The 16,335-nt window shown below is 48.9% G+C and carries 16 protein-coding genes and 1 tRNA gene; 7 read left to right on the top strand and 10 right to left on the bottom strand.

The window, feature by feature from the left end; genetic code table 11:
* Positions 1–68: 68 nt before the first annotated feature.
* The gene (locus LGV68_RS19630; protein ID WP_020331721.1) at positions 69–896 is read right to left on the bottom strand and encodes a protein-glutamate O-methyltransferase; all 828 of its coding nucleotides are present in this window, start codon (positions 894–896) and stop codon (positions 69–71) included.
* A gap of 10 nt (positions 897–906) precedes the next feature.
* Positions 907–1,833, bottom strand: a complete 927-nt coding sequence (locus tag LGV68_RS19625) for a chemotaxis protein CheV (RefSeq protein ID WP_020331720.1) — start codon at positions 1,831–1,833, stop codon at positions 907–909.
* Between the two features lie 80 nt (positions 1,834–1,913).
* Here LGV68_RS19625 and flgA point away from each other — a divergent pair, with 80 nt between their 5' ends.
* From flgA to flgN, 3 genes are all read left to right on the top strand, one after another.
* Positions 1,914–2,657 (top strand): flagellar basal body P-ring formation chaperone FlgA, encoded by a 744-nt coding sequence (gene flgA, locus LGV68_RS19620; protein ID WP_075988255.1) that lies wholly within the window; start codon positions 1,914–1,916, stop codon positions 2,655–2,657.
* A 115-nt stretch (positions 2,658–2,772) separates the two neighbouring features.
* Positions 2,773–3,093 carry a flagellar biosynthesis anti-sigma factor FlgM gene (gene flgM / locus LGV68_RS19615; RefSeq protein ID WP_024373303.1) on the top strand — a complete coding sequence of 107 codons (321 nt, stop codon included), beginning with the start codon at positions 2,773–2,775 and terminating at the stop codon, positions 3,091–3,093.
* 31 nt (positions 3,094–3,124) lie between these two features.
* Positions 3,125–3,550, top strand: a complete 426-nt coding sequence (gene flgN / locus LGV68_RS19610; protein ID WP_020331717.1) for a flagellar export chaperone FlgN — start codon at positions 3,125–3,127, stop codon at positions 3,548–3,550.
* Positions 3,551–3,616: 66 nt separating this feature from the next.
* On the opposite strand, the gene flgP is transcribed toward flgN, so the two are convergent.
* Together flgP and LGV68_RS19600 are read right to left on the bottom strand one after the other, a co-directional pair.
* Positions 3,617–4,051, bottom strand: coding sequence for a flagellar assembly lipoprotein FlgP (flgP, locus tag LGV68_RS19605; RefSeq protein ID WP_020331716.1), 435 nt, complete (start codon positions 4,049–4,051; stop codon positions 3,617–3,619).
* Positions 4,052–4,060: 9 nt separating this feature from the next.
* The gene (locus LGV68_RS19600; RefSeq protein ID WP_020331715.1) at positions 4,061–4,696 is read right to left on the bottom strand and encodes a FlgO family outer membrane protein; all 636 of its coding nucleotides are present in this window, start codon (positions 4,694–4,696) and stop codon (positions 4,061–4,063) included.
* A 162-nt stretch (positions 4,697–4,858) separates the two neighbouring features.
* On the opposite strand from LGV68_RS19600, the gene LGV68_RS19595 reads away from it, so the two are divergent.
* Positions 4,859–5,992: a flagellar assembly protein FlgT gene (locus tag LGV68_RS19595; RefSeq protein WP_158130069.1), complete on the top strand. Its 1,134-nt coding sequence runs from the start codon at positions 4,859–4,861 to the stop codon at positions 5,990–5,992.
* Positions 5,993–6,046: 54 nt separating this feature from the next.
* Positions 6,047–6,123, top strand: a tRNA-Arg gene (locus tag LGV68_RS19590).
* A gap of 58 nt (positions 6,124–6,181) precedes the next feature.
* Here the strand turns inward: LGV68_RS19590 and LGV68_RS19585 are convergent.
* The 4 genes from LGV68_RS19585 to LGV68_RS19570 are packed head-to-tail and all read right to left on the bottom strand — an operon-like array spanning position 6,182 to position 9,486.
* Positions 6,182–6,814, bottom strand: coding sequence for a hypothetical protein (locus tag LGV68_RS19585; RefSeq protein WP_024373306.1), 633 nt, complete (start codon positions 6,812–6,814; stop codon positions 6,182–6,184).
* A 38-nt stretch (positions 6,815–6,852) separates the two neighbouring features.
* Positions 6,853–8,487, bottom strand: a complete 1,635-nt coding sequence (locus tag LGV68_RS19580) for a phosphoethanolamine--lipid A transferase (RefSeq protein ID WP_143683330.1) — start codon at positions 8,485–8,487, stop codon at positions 6,853–6,855.
* Positions 8,484–8,858 (bottom strand): diacylglycerol kinase, encoded by a 375-nt coding sequence (locus LGV68_RS19575; protein WP_020331710.1) that lies wholly within the window; start codon positions 8,856–8,858, stop codon positions 8,484–8,486. Before LGV68_RS19575 ends, LGV68_RS19580 begins: the two co-directional genes overlap by 4 nt.
* Positions 8,859–8,868: 10 nt before the next feature.
* Positions 8,869–9,486 carry a phosphatase PAP2 family protein gene (locus LGV68_RS19570; protein ID WP_229601596.1) on the bottom strand — a complete coding sequence of 206 codons (618 nt, stop codon included), beginning with the start codon at positions 9,484–9,486 and terminating at the stop codon, positions 8,869–8,871.
* 547 nt (positions 9,487–10,033) lie between these two features.
* Here LGV68_RS19570 and LGV68_RS19565 point away from each other — a divergent pair.
* Positions 10,034–10,540, top strand: coding sequence for a hypothetical protein (locus tag LGV68_RS19565; protein ID WP_020331708.1), 507 nt, complete (start codon positions 10,034–10,036; stop codon positions 10,538–10,540).
* Between the two features lie 68 nt (positions 10,541–10,608).
* Here the strand turns inward: LGV68_RS19565 and LGV68_RS19560 are convergent, their stop codons facing one another.
* Both LGV68_RS19560 and gltX read right to left on the bottom strand, forming a co-directional pair.
* On the bottom strand, positions 10,609–11,607 hold the full coding sequence (locus tag LGV68_RS19560) for an OmpA family protein (RefSeq protein ID WP_252535924.1): 999 nt from the start codon (positions 11,605–11,607) through the stop codon (positions 10,609–10,611).
* Between the two features lie 270 nt (positions 11,608–11,877).
* The gene (gene gltX / locus LGV68_RS19555; protein WP_020331706.1) at positions 11,878–13,305 is read right to left on the bottom strand and encodes a glutamate--tRNA ligase; all 1,428 of its coding nucleotides are present in this window, start codon (positions 13,303–13,305) and stop codon (positions 11,878–11,880) included.
* A 226-nt stretch (positions 13,306–13,531) separates the two neighbouring features.
* Here gltX and LGV68_RS19550 point away from each other — a divergent pair, with 226 nt between their 5' ends.
* Complete coding sequence (locus tag LGV68_RS19550) at positions 13,532–16,258, top strand: heavy metal translocating P-type ATPase (RefSeq protein WP_252535923.1); 2,727 nt, start codon at positions 13,532–13,534, stop codon at positions 16,256–16,258.
* Positions 16,259–16,335: the final 77 nt, after the last annotated feature.

The raw sequence follows: 16,335 nt of genomic DNA, 5'->3' as shown, positions 1-16,335 counted from the left end.
AACATCACATCTGTCCGAGCGGCAAACAAAAAGCCCGGCGATTGCCGGGCTTGATATTGAAATTGCATTTATTTCAGTTTGTAGATGATGCCAGGGTTACAGCGAACCATCTCAAAGCGGTCTGTGAGGCCAGTGAGAGACTCCGATGCTCCTAGTAGCAGGTAGCCCCCCGGGTTCAGGCTATTAGCCATCTGATTCAGCACTTTGGATTTCATCTCCGGAGAGAAGTAAATCAACACGTTACGACAAAAGATAATGTCAAACTTACCCAGCAGTGCGTAGCTTTCCATCAGGTTTTGCGGACGGAAATTCACCAAACGTTTAACGTTGTCTTTCACTTTCATGCGCCCATCGCCGGCATCTTCAAAGAAGGTGCGGCGACGCTCAGGAGATAGACCACGCCCCAGCGCCAGATTGTCGTACACACCGGCACGACACATATCCAGCATGCTGGCGGAAATATCGGTCGCAGTGATCGACACGCTAGGCAGTAATCCCGGACGACGTTGCTGAACTTCCAACACAGTCATCGACATTGAGTACGGCTCCTGACCCGATGAACTCGCGGCCGACCAGATTTTGATCGGACGTTTGTTCTTCGCCATTTCAGGTAACAAGCGTTCGGCCAACACAGTAAATGGGTAAGTATCTCGGAACCACAACGTCTCATTGGTCGTCATGGCATCCACGGCTGCCACACGCAATTCGCGATTTCTGCCAGTCACGACGTCACGCAGCAAGTCAGACAGAGACGCCAACTTATATTTGCTCACGAGCGGACTGAGGCGACTTCTCACCAGATACTGTTTACTGTCGCCCAGTACGATACCGCACTGCGACTCCAGGAACCGGCAAAAGTCACGATATTCTTGATCGCTTATAGTTATCGCAGTCATTCAGTTCTCTTTATTCTACTAGTGCAGCTTTCACCGCATTACCAAGCTCATCCGGGTTAAATTTCGCGATAAAGGAGTTCGCTCCTACGCGTTCAACCATGGCTTGGTTAAATACGCCACTCAGCGAGGAGTGGAGAATTACATACAAATCTTTCAGGGCACTGTTGCGGCGAATTTCCGCCGTCAGAGTATAGCCATCCATTTCCGGCATTTCGATGTCGGAAATAACCAGCGAAATTTGGTCATAGATGCTGCCTTCTTTTGCCATGCTGAGCAATTTCTCGTACGCATCTTTGCCGTCTTTGGTCAGAATGACTTCAAAACCGATGGACTCAATCGCTCGTTGTACCTGTTTACGTGCCACGCTAGAGTCGTCGGCAATCAGAATACGGCGAACAATCTGTTTTTCCTGCTCGGCGTGAGCAATCTCTTCTCCGATACGCGAATCCATGGATTCATCCACCGGCGCGATTTCGGCCAGAATCTTCTCGACGTCGAGAATTTCCACCAGCTCATTATCAATATTGGTCACTGCAGTCAGGTAGTTCGCTTTACCGGCACCATCTGGCGGCGGCAGAATCGCTTCCCAACGCATGTTGATAATACGCTCAACCGAACTCACCAAAAACGCCTGAATCGTGCGGTTGAATTCTGCAATTACCACAAAGCTTTTCTCGACATCCGTCGTCGGACGGCCACCAATTGCCAGGCTCAGATCAATCACAGATACCGTTTGACCGCGAATGTGGGCAACCCCTTTCACAAGACGGTGCAAATTCGGCATGGCGGTAAGCTTTGGGCACTGGAGGACTTCTTTTACTTTAAATACGTTAATACCGTAACGTTGGCGCCCGTTCAGACGGAAAGTTAATAATTCCAGTCGGTTTTGACCGACAAGTTGCGTACGCTGATTCACAGAATCAAGAATACCCGTCATAAGCTCATCTCCATCTCAAACTTTTATACGAAAAAAGTGATAGTCTACTTAAGGCTATGAAGAAACCAGAGAAACGAACAATGCTTTCGAATACCCGTGTATGCCCACATACCAAATGTAAGTGTAGAGCTTTCTATCACTTTTTTTATAACTCTATCGGCTTTTTGTTATTTTTCTTTAGCCTTTCTGTGCACTCTGCAACTCCAGAGCAAATCGTAAAGATTCAAGAGGCGGCACAAAGCCATGTGCTCAGTACTGTCGACAAGCCTGTCGGGGGTGAACTGGTGGTGAATGCTGCCAATATTGACGAGCGTATTTTTGCCACCGATTGTCCCGAACCTTTGAGTACATCTTCATCATCCAACAACGGCTCAGCCAGTGCGATTACCGTATTAGTTGAATGTACGGCAGACAACTGGAAAGTTTATGTTCCGGTCAAACTGACCCTGACGGTTCCCATGGTGACTGCCCTGACTCCGATCACTCGCGGCCAGATCATTACTGAGCATGACGTTACGATCAGTATGGTAGATCTGCTGCGCTTCAGACGGCAAGGTTTTTCCTCGCAAGATCTGGTGGTCGGAGCAAAAACGAAAAAAAACCTCAAGTTAGGTGATGTCATTGAACAAAACGACATCTGCGTTGTGTGCCGCAACGAAAGCGTGATGATTCGTGCGGTCAGTACCGGGATGAGCATCACAACCAAAGGCACCGCCTTGTCCGATGGCACCTTCGGCGAACAGATAAAAGTGAAAAATGACAAATCTAACCGTATAATAGATGCACAAGTCAGCGGAATTGGTGAAGTCACGGTACAATTTTAGCGGTCTTACTTCATAGCGCAGAAATATTTGCGCATTGGTGAAATAAAAAGCTAAAGTTCGTCTTCGTTCAGTCGATATTGACGGTACAAGTTCAAAGTTTTTAAAAGGCTCAATTATGGCAGGCATTGATAACATACGTTCAGGCAACTCGTTAGCGACGACTAACCGAGCACCTGCACGTTCAGAATCCAATGCATCTTCATCGACTTCCGGTTCCGTAAGACAGAGTTCTGGCCCGCAACATGATGCGGTGTCCCTCAGCTCACAAAGCAGAGCTCTCGGTGAAATGCACAACGAGATGGCGAGTAAGCCAAGTTTCGATAGTGCGAAAGTCGCAGCGATCAAAGAAGCGATCGCAAACGGCTCTTATGTTGTGGATGCCGATAAACTGGCTGACAACATGATCAAGTTTGAGAAAGAACTGGGCGGTTTTTAACATCCCGGTTTGGCGATAAGGCGATTGAGTAATGGCAGCACTGAAAGACTTAGTCGAATTCCAGTTAAAAAACGCGCAAGAGTTGTCTGCGTTACTGGAACAAGAAAAAGTAGCGATCACCAGCCGGATTTCGGCGGATATTGAAGCGCTTGCCAAACAGAAAATCACCTTGGTGAATCAGTTACAACAAACCGATCAACGCATCTCCAACCATCCTCATGTAACGAGCCTGACAGAGGATGAATATTTGGACAACCTGGTGAAACAGATTCGCACGATCGTGTTCGACTGCCAGCAAGCCAATGCCGTGAACGGTGAAGCGCTTGCCAGAGCGCAACTGAGTTTCAACAAGCTGAATAACCTGATGCAGCAGAGCCATGGCAAAGTCGGGATGACCTACAACGCCACTGGCCAGACACATACGGTGTCGACGCTGGGGACCAACATCAAAGCCTGAGCAGATTACGAAGATAAAAAAAGCGGCAAACATTGCCGCTTTTTTGCTATCTGGAGAGGAGAGATTTCAGAATAGAGTTTGCTGACGTTTTTCCGGTACCTGCTGCACTTCACCGTAGTCACGCAGACGGTCCATCTTACGGATATCAAGTCGCAGTTCAGTGACATAGCTGTCGCCGACTTTGTAGCTGCGTACCACTTCCGCTCCGCGAATCACGCCGTCAACTGCACCGGATGTCAGCTCCGTTCCCAAACGCTGATCCTGCAGTTCTGCGCGTCCGCTGACTCGCATACCATAAACCTGTTCAGCCAGTTCACGATAGGCATCGATTTTCGAAGCACGCATCGCTCGCACCTGTTTTTCTTCATCGTCACGGCCTTTCTGCTCGCTGATGCTTGCATAACCAACGGCGGTCAGCCAGTCATCCGGACGCATGGTTTGTAGCGGCTGGCAACCAGACATCACCAGCGCTGCAATCAGGAGAAATAACCACTGTTTCATCATCGTCTCCTATGGGCGCAAAATAACGGTGTATGGCTGAGTAATGGTTGGGTCTGAACGAATCAACACACCATCCTGAGTCCGAATGCTGTTCAGCGTATCCAAGTCGCGGCCGATACGATCCGCTGGCAAGAAGCCCTGCGCCGTTGCCACCACAATACGTGATTGCATTCCCACCACTCGGGCGTTGATCAGCACACCGCCTTCCTGACGCAGCATCGTTCCGGTCAGTACGTATTGCACTTCCTGCTGCTGCGCGAGATCTTTCCAGTCGCGACTGAACGCAAAATCGCCCTGCTGGGTGACCTGAATCGACCCCGTCGTTTTGTAGTCGACAACTTTAAAGCCGCGACGCTGGAACTGATAAATAAAACCTTCAGAAACTGAGTTCCCCAACCAGTTAGTGGTATCCATGTTTTGCAGATCCACAAATGACGTCACCGCAATCGGCGTACGCGCCGTTACACTGGTATTCGACTGAACCAGATCCTCTGTCAGGCTATCAACGAAGAAATCCAACGTATGGCGCGGACTCTCCATCAACATAAACTGTGAACCATTGTATGGCTCTTTACCGTTATAAATCGGGGCATAGGCACAGGCCGTTAAAAATAACGCCGGCACTAAAGGAAGCCATTTTTTCATTCTCTTCATCTCCAGATATACTAAGGCATTAGTTCAATTTCACTCTCTCAGATGAAACTGGAACACTCTTTGCTTTTCTAAATCTGCGACAACTCAGAAATGCAAATGCCTACATCAGCTAAGATTTGAAAAGCAAAATTTATACCTAACTGGTAAATCATGATGAAAAAAAATATTTCCTCTTTAATTTCAATGCTTTTTTTAAGCCTTTGGATTCCTACGGCTCAAGCCGCCTGGTATGAAGTGACCGGGACTGCCACCATTGTGTCGTCGGAAGATTCAGCGCGGCTCCACGCATTGGAAGACGCCATTTATAAGGCGGTAAATTTTGCCGGGGCAGATATTGGCAGTATCAGTAACCTGATGCCACTGCTGGAAACTGACCGTCAGGAGTACTTGTTTACCAACCATGAAGTACGTTACATCCTGATCGAAGATCGTAAAGTCAGAGGCAATGTTATGCAGGTTCGGGCCCGAATTGATCTCTATCCATCGGCAACAGCTTGCCACGTCGATCAATATAAAAAGACCTTTTTGGTCGGTAATATCGATGTCGCCTCTCCACAACAAGCGGTAATGGGCCAAATTTATGACATCGGTGATGATTTTGCGCATGTGGTCGACCGTCAGATCGCTCAGGAGTCACACAGTTTTGTTTCCGTTGGTACCACCAATTACGATATCGATGCACGTAACCCGGAACGGATCAAAATGATCGCACAAGATTCCGGCGCACAGTACATCATCGGCGGCGTGATCACCGACTTAACCGCAACCGTCGATCAAAAACTGCTGCAAGACGATGTGATCAACCGTCAGTTTGCGCTGGAGATGCGTGTTTACGACGGAAAAACCGGCAATGAAGTGTTCAAACACAATTACCGTGAAGTGGCGAGCTGGCCCTTCGCCAAAACCAGCCAGGTGGATACGCGCAGCGCGCGCTTCTGGGCATCGACTTACGGCCAGATGTTACTGCGCGTCAGCCGTAACGTCATGCTCGACTTAGAGTCTGAAATTTCCTGCAAGATCACTTTGCCGGAGGTAGTGGCAAAATTTGGCAACACCATCACGATGGACCTTGGCCGCATTCACGGTGTCAAGACAGGTGACAAGCTACAGTTGTGGCATACCGGAGCCTTTATTGATCAACGTGGTTTACCGCGCAACAAAGTCACCCAGAGTGATATTACGCTCACCGTAACGCGCGTGTACGAGAACGACGCTGAACTGACCATCGACCAACCTGAACTGGCTTCCAGTATCCAAATTGGCGATGTAATGCACAAACAGCTCTAGTCATGGCGGCAAGATATTAACTTATTCAAATAATTGAGTAAGATAACCCTCTCAGCTCCCGTGGCACAGCTGGATAGCGCGGCCCCCTCCTAAGGGGCAGGTCTCAGGTTCGAATCCTGTCGGGAGCGCCAAATATAAAGCCCTGATGAATCTGCGTTCATCAGGGCTTTTTTATTCGCTGTTTCAAAGTTACAAGCGAAACTTAAACTGCCCCAGCAGGTGTAAGGCTGTGTTGGGCACCGTCGCTTTGCCATAGTCCAAATCAATCTCGGCGTAAGAATAGGTAACCTTGCCTTCAAGAGAAAACAGCACCGAATCGCTCACGACAAATTCGCGCTCCAAGGCCAGTTGCGTAGTCACGCCGCCTAACTGATAGCCGCCGTGGCTGCGTTGATTATCAACCGTGACATCGGGATGCGGAATAACCACGCCAAACCCCGCGCGAACATTCCATCCCTGGGTATAAACGGCTGCGTAGTTGAGATACAACAGGTTATAGCCATCGGTGATTTCGAAATTTTGTACCCGGTCATCAAGGTCGGAAGCGTTGGCGTACAACTTGTGATGAATGAATTCGACTTCCCAAGCGGTATCGTCTTTCCAATATCCCGTACGAAGGTTGTAATAAGGAGGGCTGTTAAACGGTTTGGTATTAAGGCTAACGGAGTTCGACTCAATACGCTCCCCGTTGTCCATTTTAATGGTAATGGATTCCTGCAAGTTCAGCGCTCCACCCAATCCGAATGAGGCTTCCCATCCTTCTTTGGCTGAGACGCTAAACGAGCAACATAAGGCAGTAACGAACAGTGTGGCTTTATGCATAGTTTCTCCTACAACAAGCCACACTTTGGTTTAACTGCTCATTTCGTGCGGCATGAATCCAGAATACTCATCGTTTCGTCTTTGGCAGAGGTCGTCACGTTCGCGAAGTCCAACAAGGTGTGGAACAGATTGTCGTGCGACAGAACATCCTGCGATTTGTCTTTCACACAGGTCTTATCAATTCCATAAGTCTGAGCAAAACCCTCATCCAACCATAGCATCCAGGGCACACTCGTTTGCTCTTTCGGAGCCAAAGCGTAAGGTGTACCGTGCAAGTATAAACCATTCTCTCCCAAGGATTCACCGTGGTCTGAGATATACATCAACGCAACGTTGTATTTATCACGATATTGCTGCAGCTTCTCGATCAGTTTGCTCACCACAAAATCGGTATACGCGATGGTGTTATCGTACACATTGGTGATCTCTTCGTCCGTACAGTTTTCGATATCAGCGCGATTGCAGGACGGTTTGAATAGCTCATGCTGCTTCGGATAACGCTTCCAATACGTTGGACCATGACTGCCGATAATGTGCAGCACATACAGTTGATCATTGCCGTTTGCACTGCCAATTTCACTGTCCAAATCGTACAGCAGAGCCTCGTCATAACACACGTCAGAATCGCAGAATTGCGGGTAATCAGCTGGCTGAATCATCGTCTTCGGTAGATTTTTTGCTACCGCTTTGTCACCGCCGTCGTTGTCTTTCCACAGAACAGACACTCCTGCACGTTGAATAATGTCCAACACGTTATCCTGGGAATTTGCTACGGACTTATTGTAATGCTCACGATTCATGTTTGAGAACATACAAGGCAGAGAGTGGGCCGTTGCTGTTCCGCATGAAGAAACCTCACCAAACGAAATCAGATTGTATTTTTCAGTGTAAGGCGTGGTGTTTCTGTTATAGCCATTGATACCCAAATTCATCGATCGCGCTGTCTCTCCCAACACCAGAATGGTCAATTCGGGTTTACCGTTAGCACTGACTAACTTTTGCGCATCCATCCCAATCTGCTTGTATTCCAGCGGCGTGGAAAGGTAGGTTTTATCGAGATATTTGACGGTGTAGTAAATGTGGGAAGGCACGATCAGTTTGTTCAGATAGGCGTTGTTGCGTCCGACTGACGCATAGTCTTTATACGCTGCAACAAAGACGATAGCGATGACCGCTAAAGCCCCCAACACCAGAGCGAACCTTTGTAGTACGCGCACTTTGAACGAATGTTTCTTTTCGAACTCCACCATCCACAGAAGCAGCGTCGGCAACGCACCGAGCGCGACAAAATAAATCACCGCCTTAAACGACAGGTAGGAACTGGCTTCTGCGGTATTGGTTTCGAAGATGTTTTCAATCATCGAGTAGTCGAAGATCACACCATAGTTAAGCGTGGCGTAACTGGCCAGCGCGGAGGTGATGATCAATACGGTGAAGATAAGCTTGGTCAGATAAGGGATCGTAAAGAGTGAAAATACCACCACAAATGCTGCGGATAACAACACAGGAGCACTATAGGCAAATAAGCCGGAGCCGGTTTGCGCGGCTAAGGTGATAATTTTTGAGCTCACTGCATAATTGAGCACAAAACCGAAGTAACAGGCGATGATTAATACAAACCAAGAACTGCTGATGAGAAACTTTGGTGTTTTCAGGACGCGGGAATTGTTCATAACAGAATAATGCCCCACACAACAGCAGCATTCGCGAGAGCAACAAACACAGCGGCAGAACCAATATCTTTTGCTCGACCACTCAACTCGTGATACTCCGTTCCAACACGGTCGACGATCGCTTCAACCGCTGAATTTAATAATTCGGTAATTAATATGATAAATAATGAACCAATCAATAGGACTTTTTCTATATTGGTCACATCTAAAAGTAGACTTACGGGAGTAAGAATAAGCAGCAATGCCAATTCTTGACGAACAGCCGCTTCATGTTTCAGCGCCGCTTGAAATCCTTGGAAGGAGTACTTCGTTGCTTTAATGATACGACGAAGCCCTTTGTCACCAGGCTTACCTGATTTAATCATGTCCATGAGTTACAACCTAAAAATTTAATGATGCATAGAGGCCGACGCCATCGTCGCTAAACGTCGGTACGACGACAAAATTGGTCACTGACATTCTCATGCCAGTAATGGCATATTGAATTCCGGTAGCCAGAGCCGCACCAGCGATGACATCTCTCCAATAATGGTATTCACTTTCTACCCGCGAATATCCCACCACCCCAGTCGCGATATACGCAGGGAGTCCATATTGCCAACCGTAACGAAATTGCAGGTAAGCCGCCCCTTGCGCTGCGCTGGATGTATGGCCGGACGGGAAACTATGGTCACCACCATTAGGTCTTTCTTCATTGATGGTAAACTTGAGTAAATGCGTTGCCGCAGAGGTCCAGATTGCGCCTTCAACCAATTGCCCCAACCCGTTAAAATCACCATAACCTATCGAGATAACACCAGCGACAGCAGGAACCGCAACTTGCAGAATATCGCCGGTTTTTTCCAACTGCTCGGAAGCGACAGCAGAAGACACGTGAGCCATATTTCCAATGACCAGTGATAGAAGTACTTTTTTTAAAAAAGGCGAAGATTTAAGCGGAACAACACTATTTTCAAGGCGCAAGAAAGCGACCAAATTATTAATTCGGTTTCCGTACACGTTTATTATTTCCATTTGTTTACGACTGACTAATTTGTATTCACATCTAGTGTGATTATTATTTTAGAGTAAAAAACTAAACGGCCGGATACTAATTTTTTGTCATATAGAAATCAAGGAACTTCTGACACTTTCCTGACATTAACTTTAATTCAACCCCATGAATTTATTTTAATACTCAGAAAATATTTAATTTAATATTAAGTATTTTAGAAACAATTATGTGGCATAAAACACAAATAATATGTAATACATTGCACAAGGAAAATTAAAAGCCCGTAAACCCAACGTTAATTATATTATTCACTTGGACAGTATATTAACTTTGAAATAGCAGGATTTATAAATAAACCTCTCAACTAAAATATAAAACTGAGTGAACATCACTGTTATCACGCTATTCAAATCGTTGCGTAATATGAGTCATTCTTTCGCATAAACCTGACATGCCGCTGATGTTCCCAAGTCAGATTCCTCTACTCTGTGGCTACTATTCTTTCTGTTTTCTTCTACTATTACTATTAACAAATCTATCCATAGCAAACGTATGACAAAGAGTAACCTGGAAACCAACACTGGTCACCGCTTTATCTCGAAAGCCAAAACGGCCTATAAGATTCATATTCATACTCCCGATGACAAAGTGCTGCACCGGTCGGTCGGCTACATCCGTATCGGTGAACGCAAAGGATTGAAGAAAGCGATTAAGCTGCGTAACGAATTGGGACGTGAAATGTGGGGACGCCATTGGCGACGCATTCTTAAAGATCCGTTTTTGATGACCCGTCTGCCGCACAGTTTAGAGCCCAAGATCATCTATAAGCCGCGCCCAACGCTTGATAATCCGGACTGTCGTGATGCCTGCTACATTGCTGCCTGGCGCAACTACGACGACAAGGGGCATTGCACGTTCAAAAGTGTCGTCTGCTCCATCAACAAACACGGTAAACTCGCCGCCTACACGAAAACCAAAAAAGCGTTACTGGACGCGCATAAAGATTGCCTGGATATTCTGGTTTACATGGGCAGGCTCAATAGTATCGATCTCAAATAGCCCCACGTTCTGCAGAATCAAGAGACAAAAAAGCCCACCATTATGGTGGGCTTTTTGATGGAGGAAGATTACTCTTCGACTTGGTATTCAAACGCAGGAATGACAATTTCCACGCGGCGGTTTTGTTCACGACCCGCGGCGGTAGCGTTTGACGCAATCGGATTGCTTTCCCCTTCGCCTTTAGCCGAGATACGTGCAGCATCAACGCCTTTTTCTTGCAGCGCGTCAGACACGGCCTGAGCACGCTTCTCTGACAGTTTCTGGTTGTAAGCTTCTGAGCCCGATGAATCGGTGTGGCCTGTAATTTCAACGTTCGCCTGCGGATGAGCGTTCAGGAAGGTGACCAGATCGTTCAACTGCTCTTTGCCTTCTTCACTCAGCTTAGCGCTGTTGTGAGCAAAGCTCTTGCTGTCCAGTTTTTGGAACTCAACCGTTTTGGTCACCATTTTAGGCTCGGCCGCCATAGGCTCTTGCACTGGCTCTGATTGCGCAACGGGTTGCTGCTCAGCAACAGGTTGTTCTTCAGCCATCATTGGCGCAGGTTGGTTATCGTTGCCACCAAAGCGGTATACCAGCCCCAGTGTTGTCGTGTGTGCTTTCGCACGTACGATGTCATTGTTCATATCACTCAGGTATTGGTACTCAACCCGAACACCCAGGTTACTGGTCGCTGCGTATTCGACACCTGCGGCACCTAAATATGAATTGTCGTAAACATCGCCATAACGAACGCGAGCTGCACCGACCTTACCGTACAGGTCCCATTTTTCCGTCAGAGCGTAGCTCAGTTTCGGCGCCAGCGTGTACGCTTGAATGGTGTCGTGATTCAGACCAGCACCATTAAATTTCCCCAGGTAATCGTACCCACCTTCCACAGCCAGCCAGTCGTTGAAGTTATAGCCCAATAATGCGCCCGCGGTTGTCCCGTCCAGATCGCATGAATCGGTGTTGTTACATGCATCATCTAACCATGTTTTACCCACTTTACCGCCAAGATAGACGTCAGCCATCGCGGCCGAAGAGGCAAAAAGCAGAGATGCGGAAACCATTGCTGCTAACTTTTTCATAAAAACTTCCTTCCGATCATTATTGTGATTGTATGGTGCGAGACCAACGCTACCCCTTGCAGAGTAAGGCTTACGTCTACCCGTCTTTTGCGGGCCACCAGCAGTAACTATAATGAATCCGGCCGAAAGCGACACAGGCCGACTGTTAATCTTTTGTCACGTAACTGCGAATTTTCATAAATAAACCGGTTACAACCAATTGATAACGCTAAAATTAGAACAAAAAAAAGCCGCAGCGTGAATACTGCGGCTTTTTCGTCACTTTGGAAATTATTGAGCGTTTGCTTCACGCTCTTCAATAAATGCCAGTGCCATCTTGATTCGAGCAACAACACGCTCCTGACCAATCAGGTTCATCACGGCATCAACTGATGGAGACTGACCGCCACCTGTTACTGCTACACGCAGCGGCATGCCGATTTTACCCATACCGATTTCCAGCTCAGCACACACATCCGCAATCACCTGGTGCAGCGCTTCGGTGTTCCACTCTGTCAGCGCTTCGATTTTGCTTAGTGCCAAAGCCAATGGCTCTTTTGCAACGCCGCGCAGGTGTTTCTTCGCCGCATCCGCATCGAACTCAGAGAAATCTTCGTAGAAGTAACGTGACTGCTGTGCCAGCTCAACCAGCGTATGGCAGCGCTCACCCACCAGCTTAACGATTTCAGCCAGAGCAGGACCGTTCGCTTGGTTGATGCCCTGATGGTCAAAATGCCATTCCAGGTGTTTAGCGACGTATTCAGGCTCTGAAGTCTTGATGTAGTGGTTGTTCAGCCACAACAGTTTGTCGGTGTTGAATGCCGACGCAGATTTTGAAATCGCGTTCAGGCTGAACAGTTCAATCATCTCTTCACGCGAGAAGATCTCCTGATCGCCGTGACCCCAACCCAGACGTACCAAGTAGTTGATCAGAGCTTCTGGCAGGTAACCTTCGTCGCGGTATTGCATAACTGATACAGCGCCGTGACGCTTAGACAGTTTCGCGCCGTCATCGCCCAGAATCATTGCACAGTGTGCAAATGTCGGGATAGTGGCACCCATCGCTTTGTAGATGTTGATTTGGCGAGGTGTGTTGTTGATGTGGTCTTCACCACGGATGACGTGCGTGATACCCATATCCACGTCGTCAACCACAACACAGAAGTTGTAAGTTGGTGAACCGTCGGTACGACGAATGATCAAATCATCCATTTGGTCGTTACGGATTTCGATACGGCCACGGATTTGGTCATCAAAAACCACGCTGCCTTCTTTCGGGTTGCGGAAACGGATACAGCAAGGATCACCCTCTTTTGCCGCTTCGTTGACCGCTTTAATTTTCGGATGGTTCGCATCGTAGCGAGGCATCTCTTTGTTCGCTTCCTGCTCAGCACGGATTTCGTCCAGCAGGTCTTTTGGCGCGTAACATTTGTAGGCTTTGTCTTCAGCCAGCAGTTGCTCAACCACTTCGTTGTAACGATCAAAACGTTTTGTTTGGTAGTAAGGACCTTCATCCCAGTCCAGACCCAGCCAAGTCATCCCTTCCAGGATGGCGTCCACTGCTGCCTGAGTCGAACGCTCTAGGTCAGTGTCTTCAATACGCAGTACAAATTCACCGCCTTGGCTTTTCGCGTAGAGCCAAGAGTAAAGTGCGGTACGAGCACCACCTACGTGAAGATAGCCAGTCGGGCTAGGAGCAAAACGAGTTTTAACCGTCATTATGATTTACCTTTATCAGAAACGTCTGCCGAGAGTTCAGCACGAGCGAAATTTTGGGCAGTATTCTAGCACCCACATCTCCCATATCACAACGTTGATTCAACATATTAGCACCACCTTTTCCCGCTACTGACAGCAAGAAATTCTGCAATCGCTGCCCAAGGCTTGACCTTGCCGCAAGGGTAAGGTTTATCCTTTCTGACATAACGTCTTGGAGGGAAGAAACATGAGCCACTTTGCTTTACCTTTGTCCGGTTTAAATTGTATGGGCTGCGCGCGCAAACTGGAGCGCCAACTCAACGCCGACTTTACGGTTCAGATTCAAGACCTGTCCCCCACTTTTATCGAATTTGACGTAGATGCGCCACTCGATAGCGTGCTCGATAGTGTTGAATCATTGGGTTATGAAGCGGGTGAGTTACTGCACTTTGATTTGCAGGGGCTCAGCTGCGGCGGCTGTGTCAGCAAGCTGACCAAACAGCTCGAGCAGTCGGATCAGATTGCGCGTCTGACGGTCAGTAAGACGGCACTTTCTCTGCGTACATCATTAAGTGCCGAAGCCATCATCGCACTGGTGGCCGAAGTCGGTTATCAGGCGACGCTGCCTGACGAAGGCACAACAACGAACGAAGTCTCAGAACCAGAAACCTCGCCAGCGGGAATGACTGAGTCAATCACACCCGTTGCGACCGTTGAAGCCAAAGCACCAGCAATAAATGACACTCAAGTTAGTACACACTTACTGATCAAAGGCATGACCTGCGCCAGCTGTGTCTCTTCGGTCGAAAAAGCGCTCAGCTCAGTAGCGGGTGTGAGCAAAGCGCAGGTCAATCTGGCTGAGCAAAGCGCACTGGTCATCGCCGACCATGAAGTCAGCGCCGAGCTGGTCAACGCCGTCAAACAAGCGGGTTATCAGGCCGAACCGGTCGATGACCCGGCCGAGCAACAACAAAAGCAACAGGCGCAGCTCGAACAGGTACAAAAAGAGCACAAACGCAGCGCTATTCTCGGACTGATCATTGGTGTGCCATTAATGGCCTGGGGCGTATTCGGCGGCAACATGATGATTCGAGCCACCAGCGATCAGCTCGCCTGGGGCGCCATCGGGGTCTTGTGTCTGGTTCTGCTCGCCACCGCAGGACGCAGCTTCTTTGCCAACGCTTGGCAAGCACTCACTCACGGCCGCGCGACTATGGATACTCTGGTCGCCCTTGGTACAGGTGCCGCCTGGTTCTATTCGATGTTGGTGGTGCTGTTTCCCGCCTGGTTCCCGGATGCGGCTCGCCATGTCTATTTTGAAGCCACGGCGATGATCATCGGTTTGATCTCACTTGGCCACTACATTGAAGCCAAAGCCAAAGCGCGAACCACACAATCGCTGCAGGCGCTGATCAACCTGCAACCTCAACACGCCACACAAGTGACTGAAAGCGGAGACCGCATCATCGCGGTAGAACAAATCACGCTTGGTATGACGTTGCGAGTCAAGCCCGGAGAGAAATCGCCGGTCGATGGCAAAGTGTTGCAAGGGGAATCTTACGTCGATGAATCCATGCTGACCGGTGAACCGATTCCGGTACACAAAGCGGCTGGCGATTCAGTGTCGGCGGGGACAATCAACCAAGACGGAAGCCTGCTGATTGAAGCGACTGGCATCGGCTCACAAACCATGTTGGCGCGCATTATTCAGATGGTGCGTCAGGCGCAGAGCAGCAAACCGGCGATTGCCAAAATGGCCGACCAAATCTCCGCGGTCTTCGTACCAACGGTGGTCGCAATTGCCGTCATTGCCGCAGCCGTGTGGTTCTGGGTTGGGCCAGATCCGAAAGCAAGTTATATGCTGGTCATTGCCACCACGGTACTGATTATCGCCTGCCCTTGTGCTCTGGGTTTGGCGACCCCACTTTCGGTCACCGTCGGGGTGGGTAAAGCCGCAGAAATGGGCATTTTGATCCGTGATGCCAACGTGTTGCAAACCGCCAGTCAGATTGACACTGTTGTGTTTGATAAAACCGGTACGCTGACCGAAGGCAAACCCGTCGTGCAGCAAGTGGTCACCTATGGCATTGACGAAGCGGAACTGCTGAGCCTGACCGTGGCGCTGGAACAACACTCAGAGCACCCACTGGCCAAAGCCATCATTCAGCACGCCAGCGAATTGTCGATTGCGCCTGTTGCGATTACCCAGTTCGAAAATCTGCGCGGCAAAGGCCTGCAAGCGCAATATATGGATCATTCAATTCAGATTGGTTCACTGGATCACTTCACGCACCTTGGCGTCAATCTGCAAGGGGCCGAAACCGACATGCAGCGTTTTGCTGAGCAAGCATGGACACCAGTTGCTGTTGCCCGCGATGGTCGCCTGATTGGTTTGATTGGTATTGCCGATCCCGTGAAAGAGAGCGCGATTAAAGCCGTGCACGCGCTGAATGAGTCGGGGATTCGCACTGTGATGCTGACTGGCGACCACCTGAGTGTGGCCGAGGCGATAGCCAAACAGTTGGGCATCCAACAGGTCATCGCACAAGTGCTACCGGATGAAAAAGCGCAGCATATCGAAACCTTACAGAGCCAGGGACAACGCGTGGCAATGATTGGTGATGGCATCAACGATGCGCCTGCACTGGCTCAGGCGGATATCGGTATCGCCATGGGCAGCGGCAGTGACGTTGCGATCGAAAGCGCGCAGATGACGCTGCTCAACTCCTCACCGCTGTCTGTGGTGAGTGCGATAGAGCTGTCCAAAGCCACCGTGAAAAACATGAAACAGAATCTGTTGGGTGCCTTTATCTACAACACGTTAGGCATTCCGATTGCTGCAGGCGTGCTCTACCCGGCGTTTGGATTTTTGCTCAGCCCGGTCGTTGCCGGTGCAGCAATGGCGCTGTCTTCCATTACGGTCGTCAGCAATGCCAACCGACTGCGTTTGGTGAAAACCCGTTTTCACTCCTAATGTTGTCGTATTGCTCTGGTCCATCTGCACATGCATTGGGCCGGGGCCCACTCAAACAATCCGCTTATTTAAGAGGC

The organism is Vibrio sp. LQ2 (genome assembly GCF_023920125.1).
GTDB lineage: Bacteria > Pseudomonadota > Gammaproteobacteria > Enterobacterales > Vibrionaceae > Vibrio > Vibrio fluvialis.
This window is presented reverse-complemented; position numbering and strand designations above follow the sequence as displayed.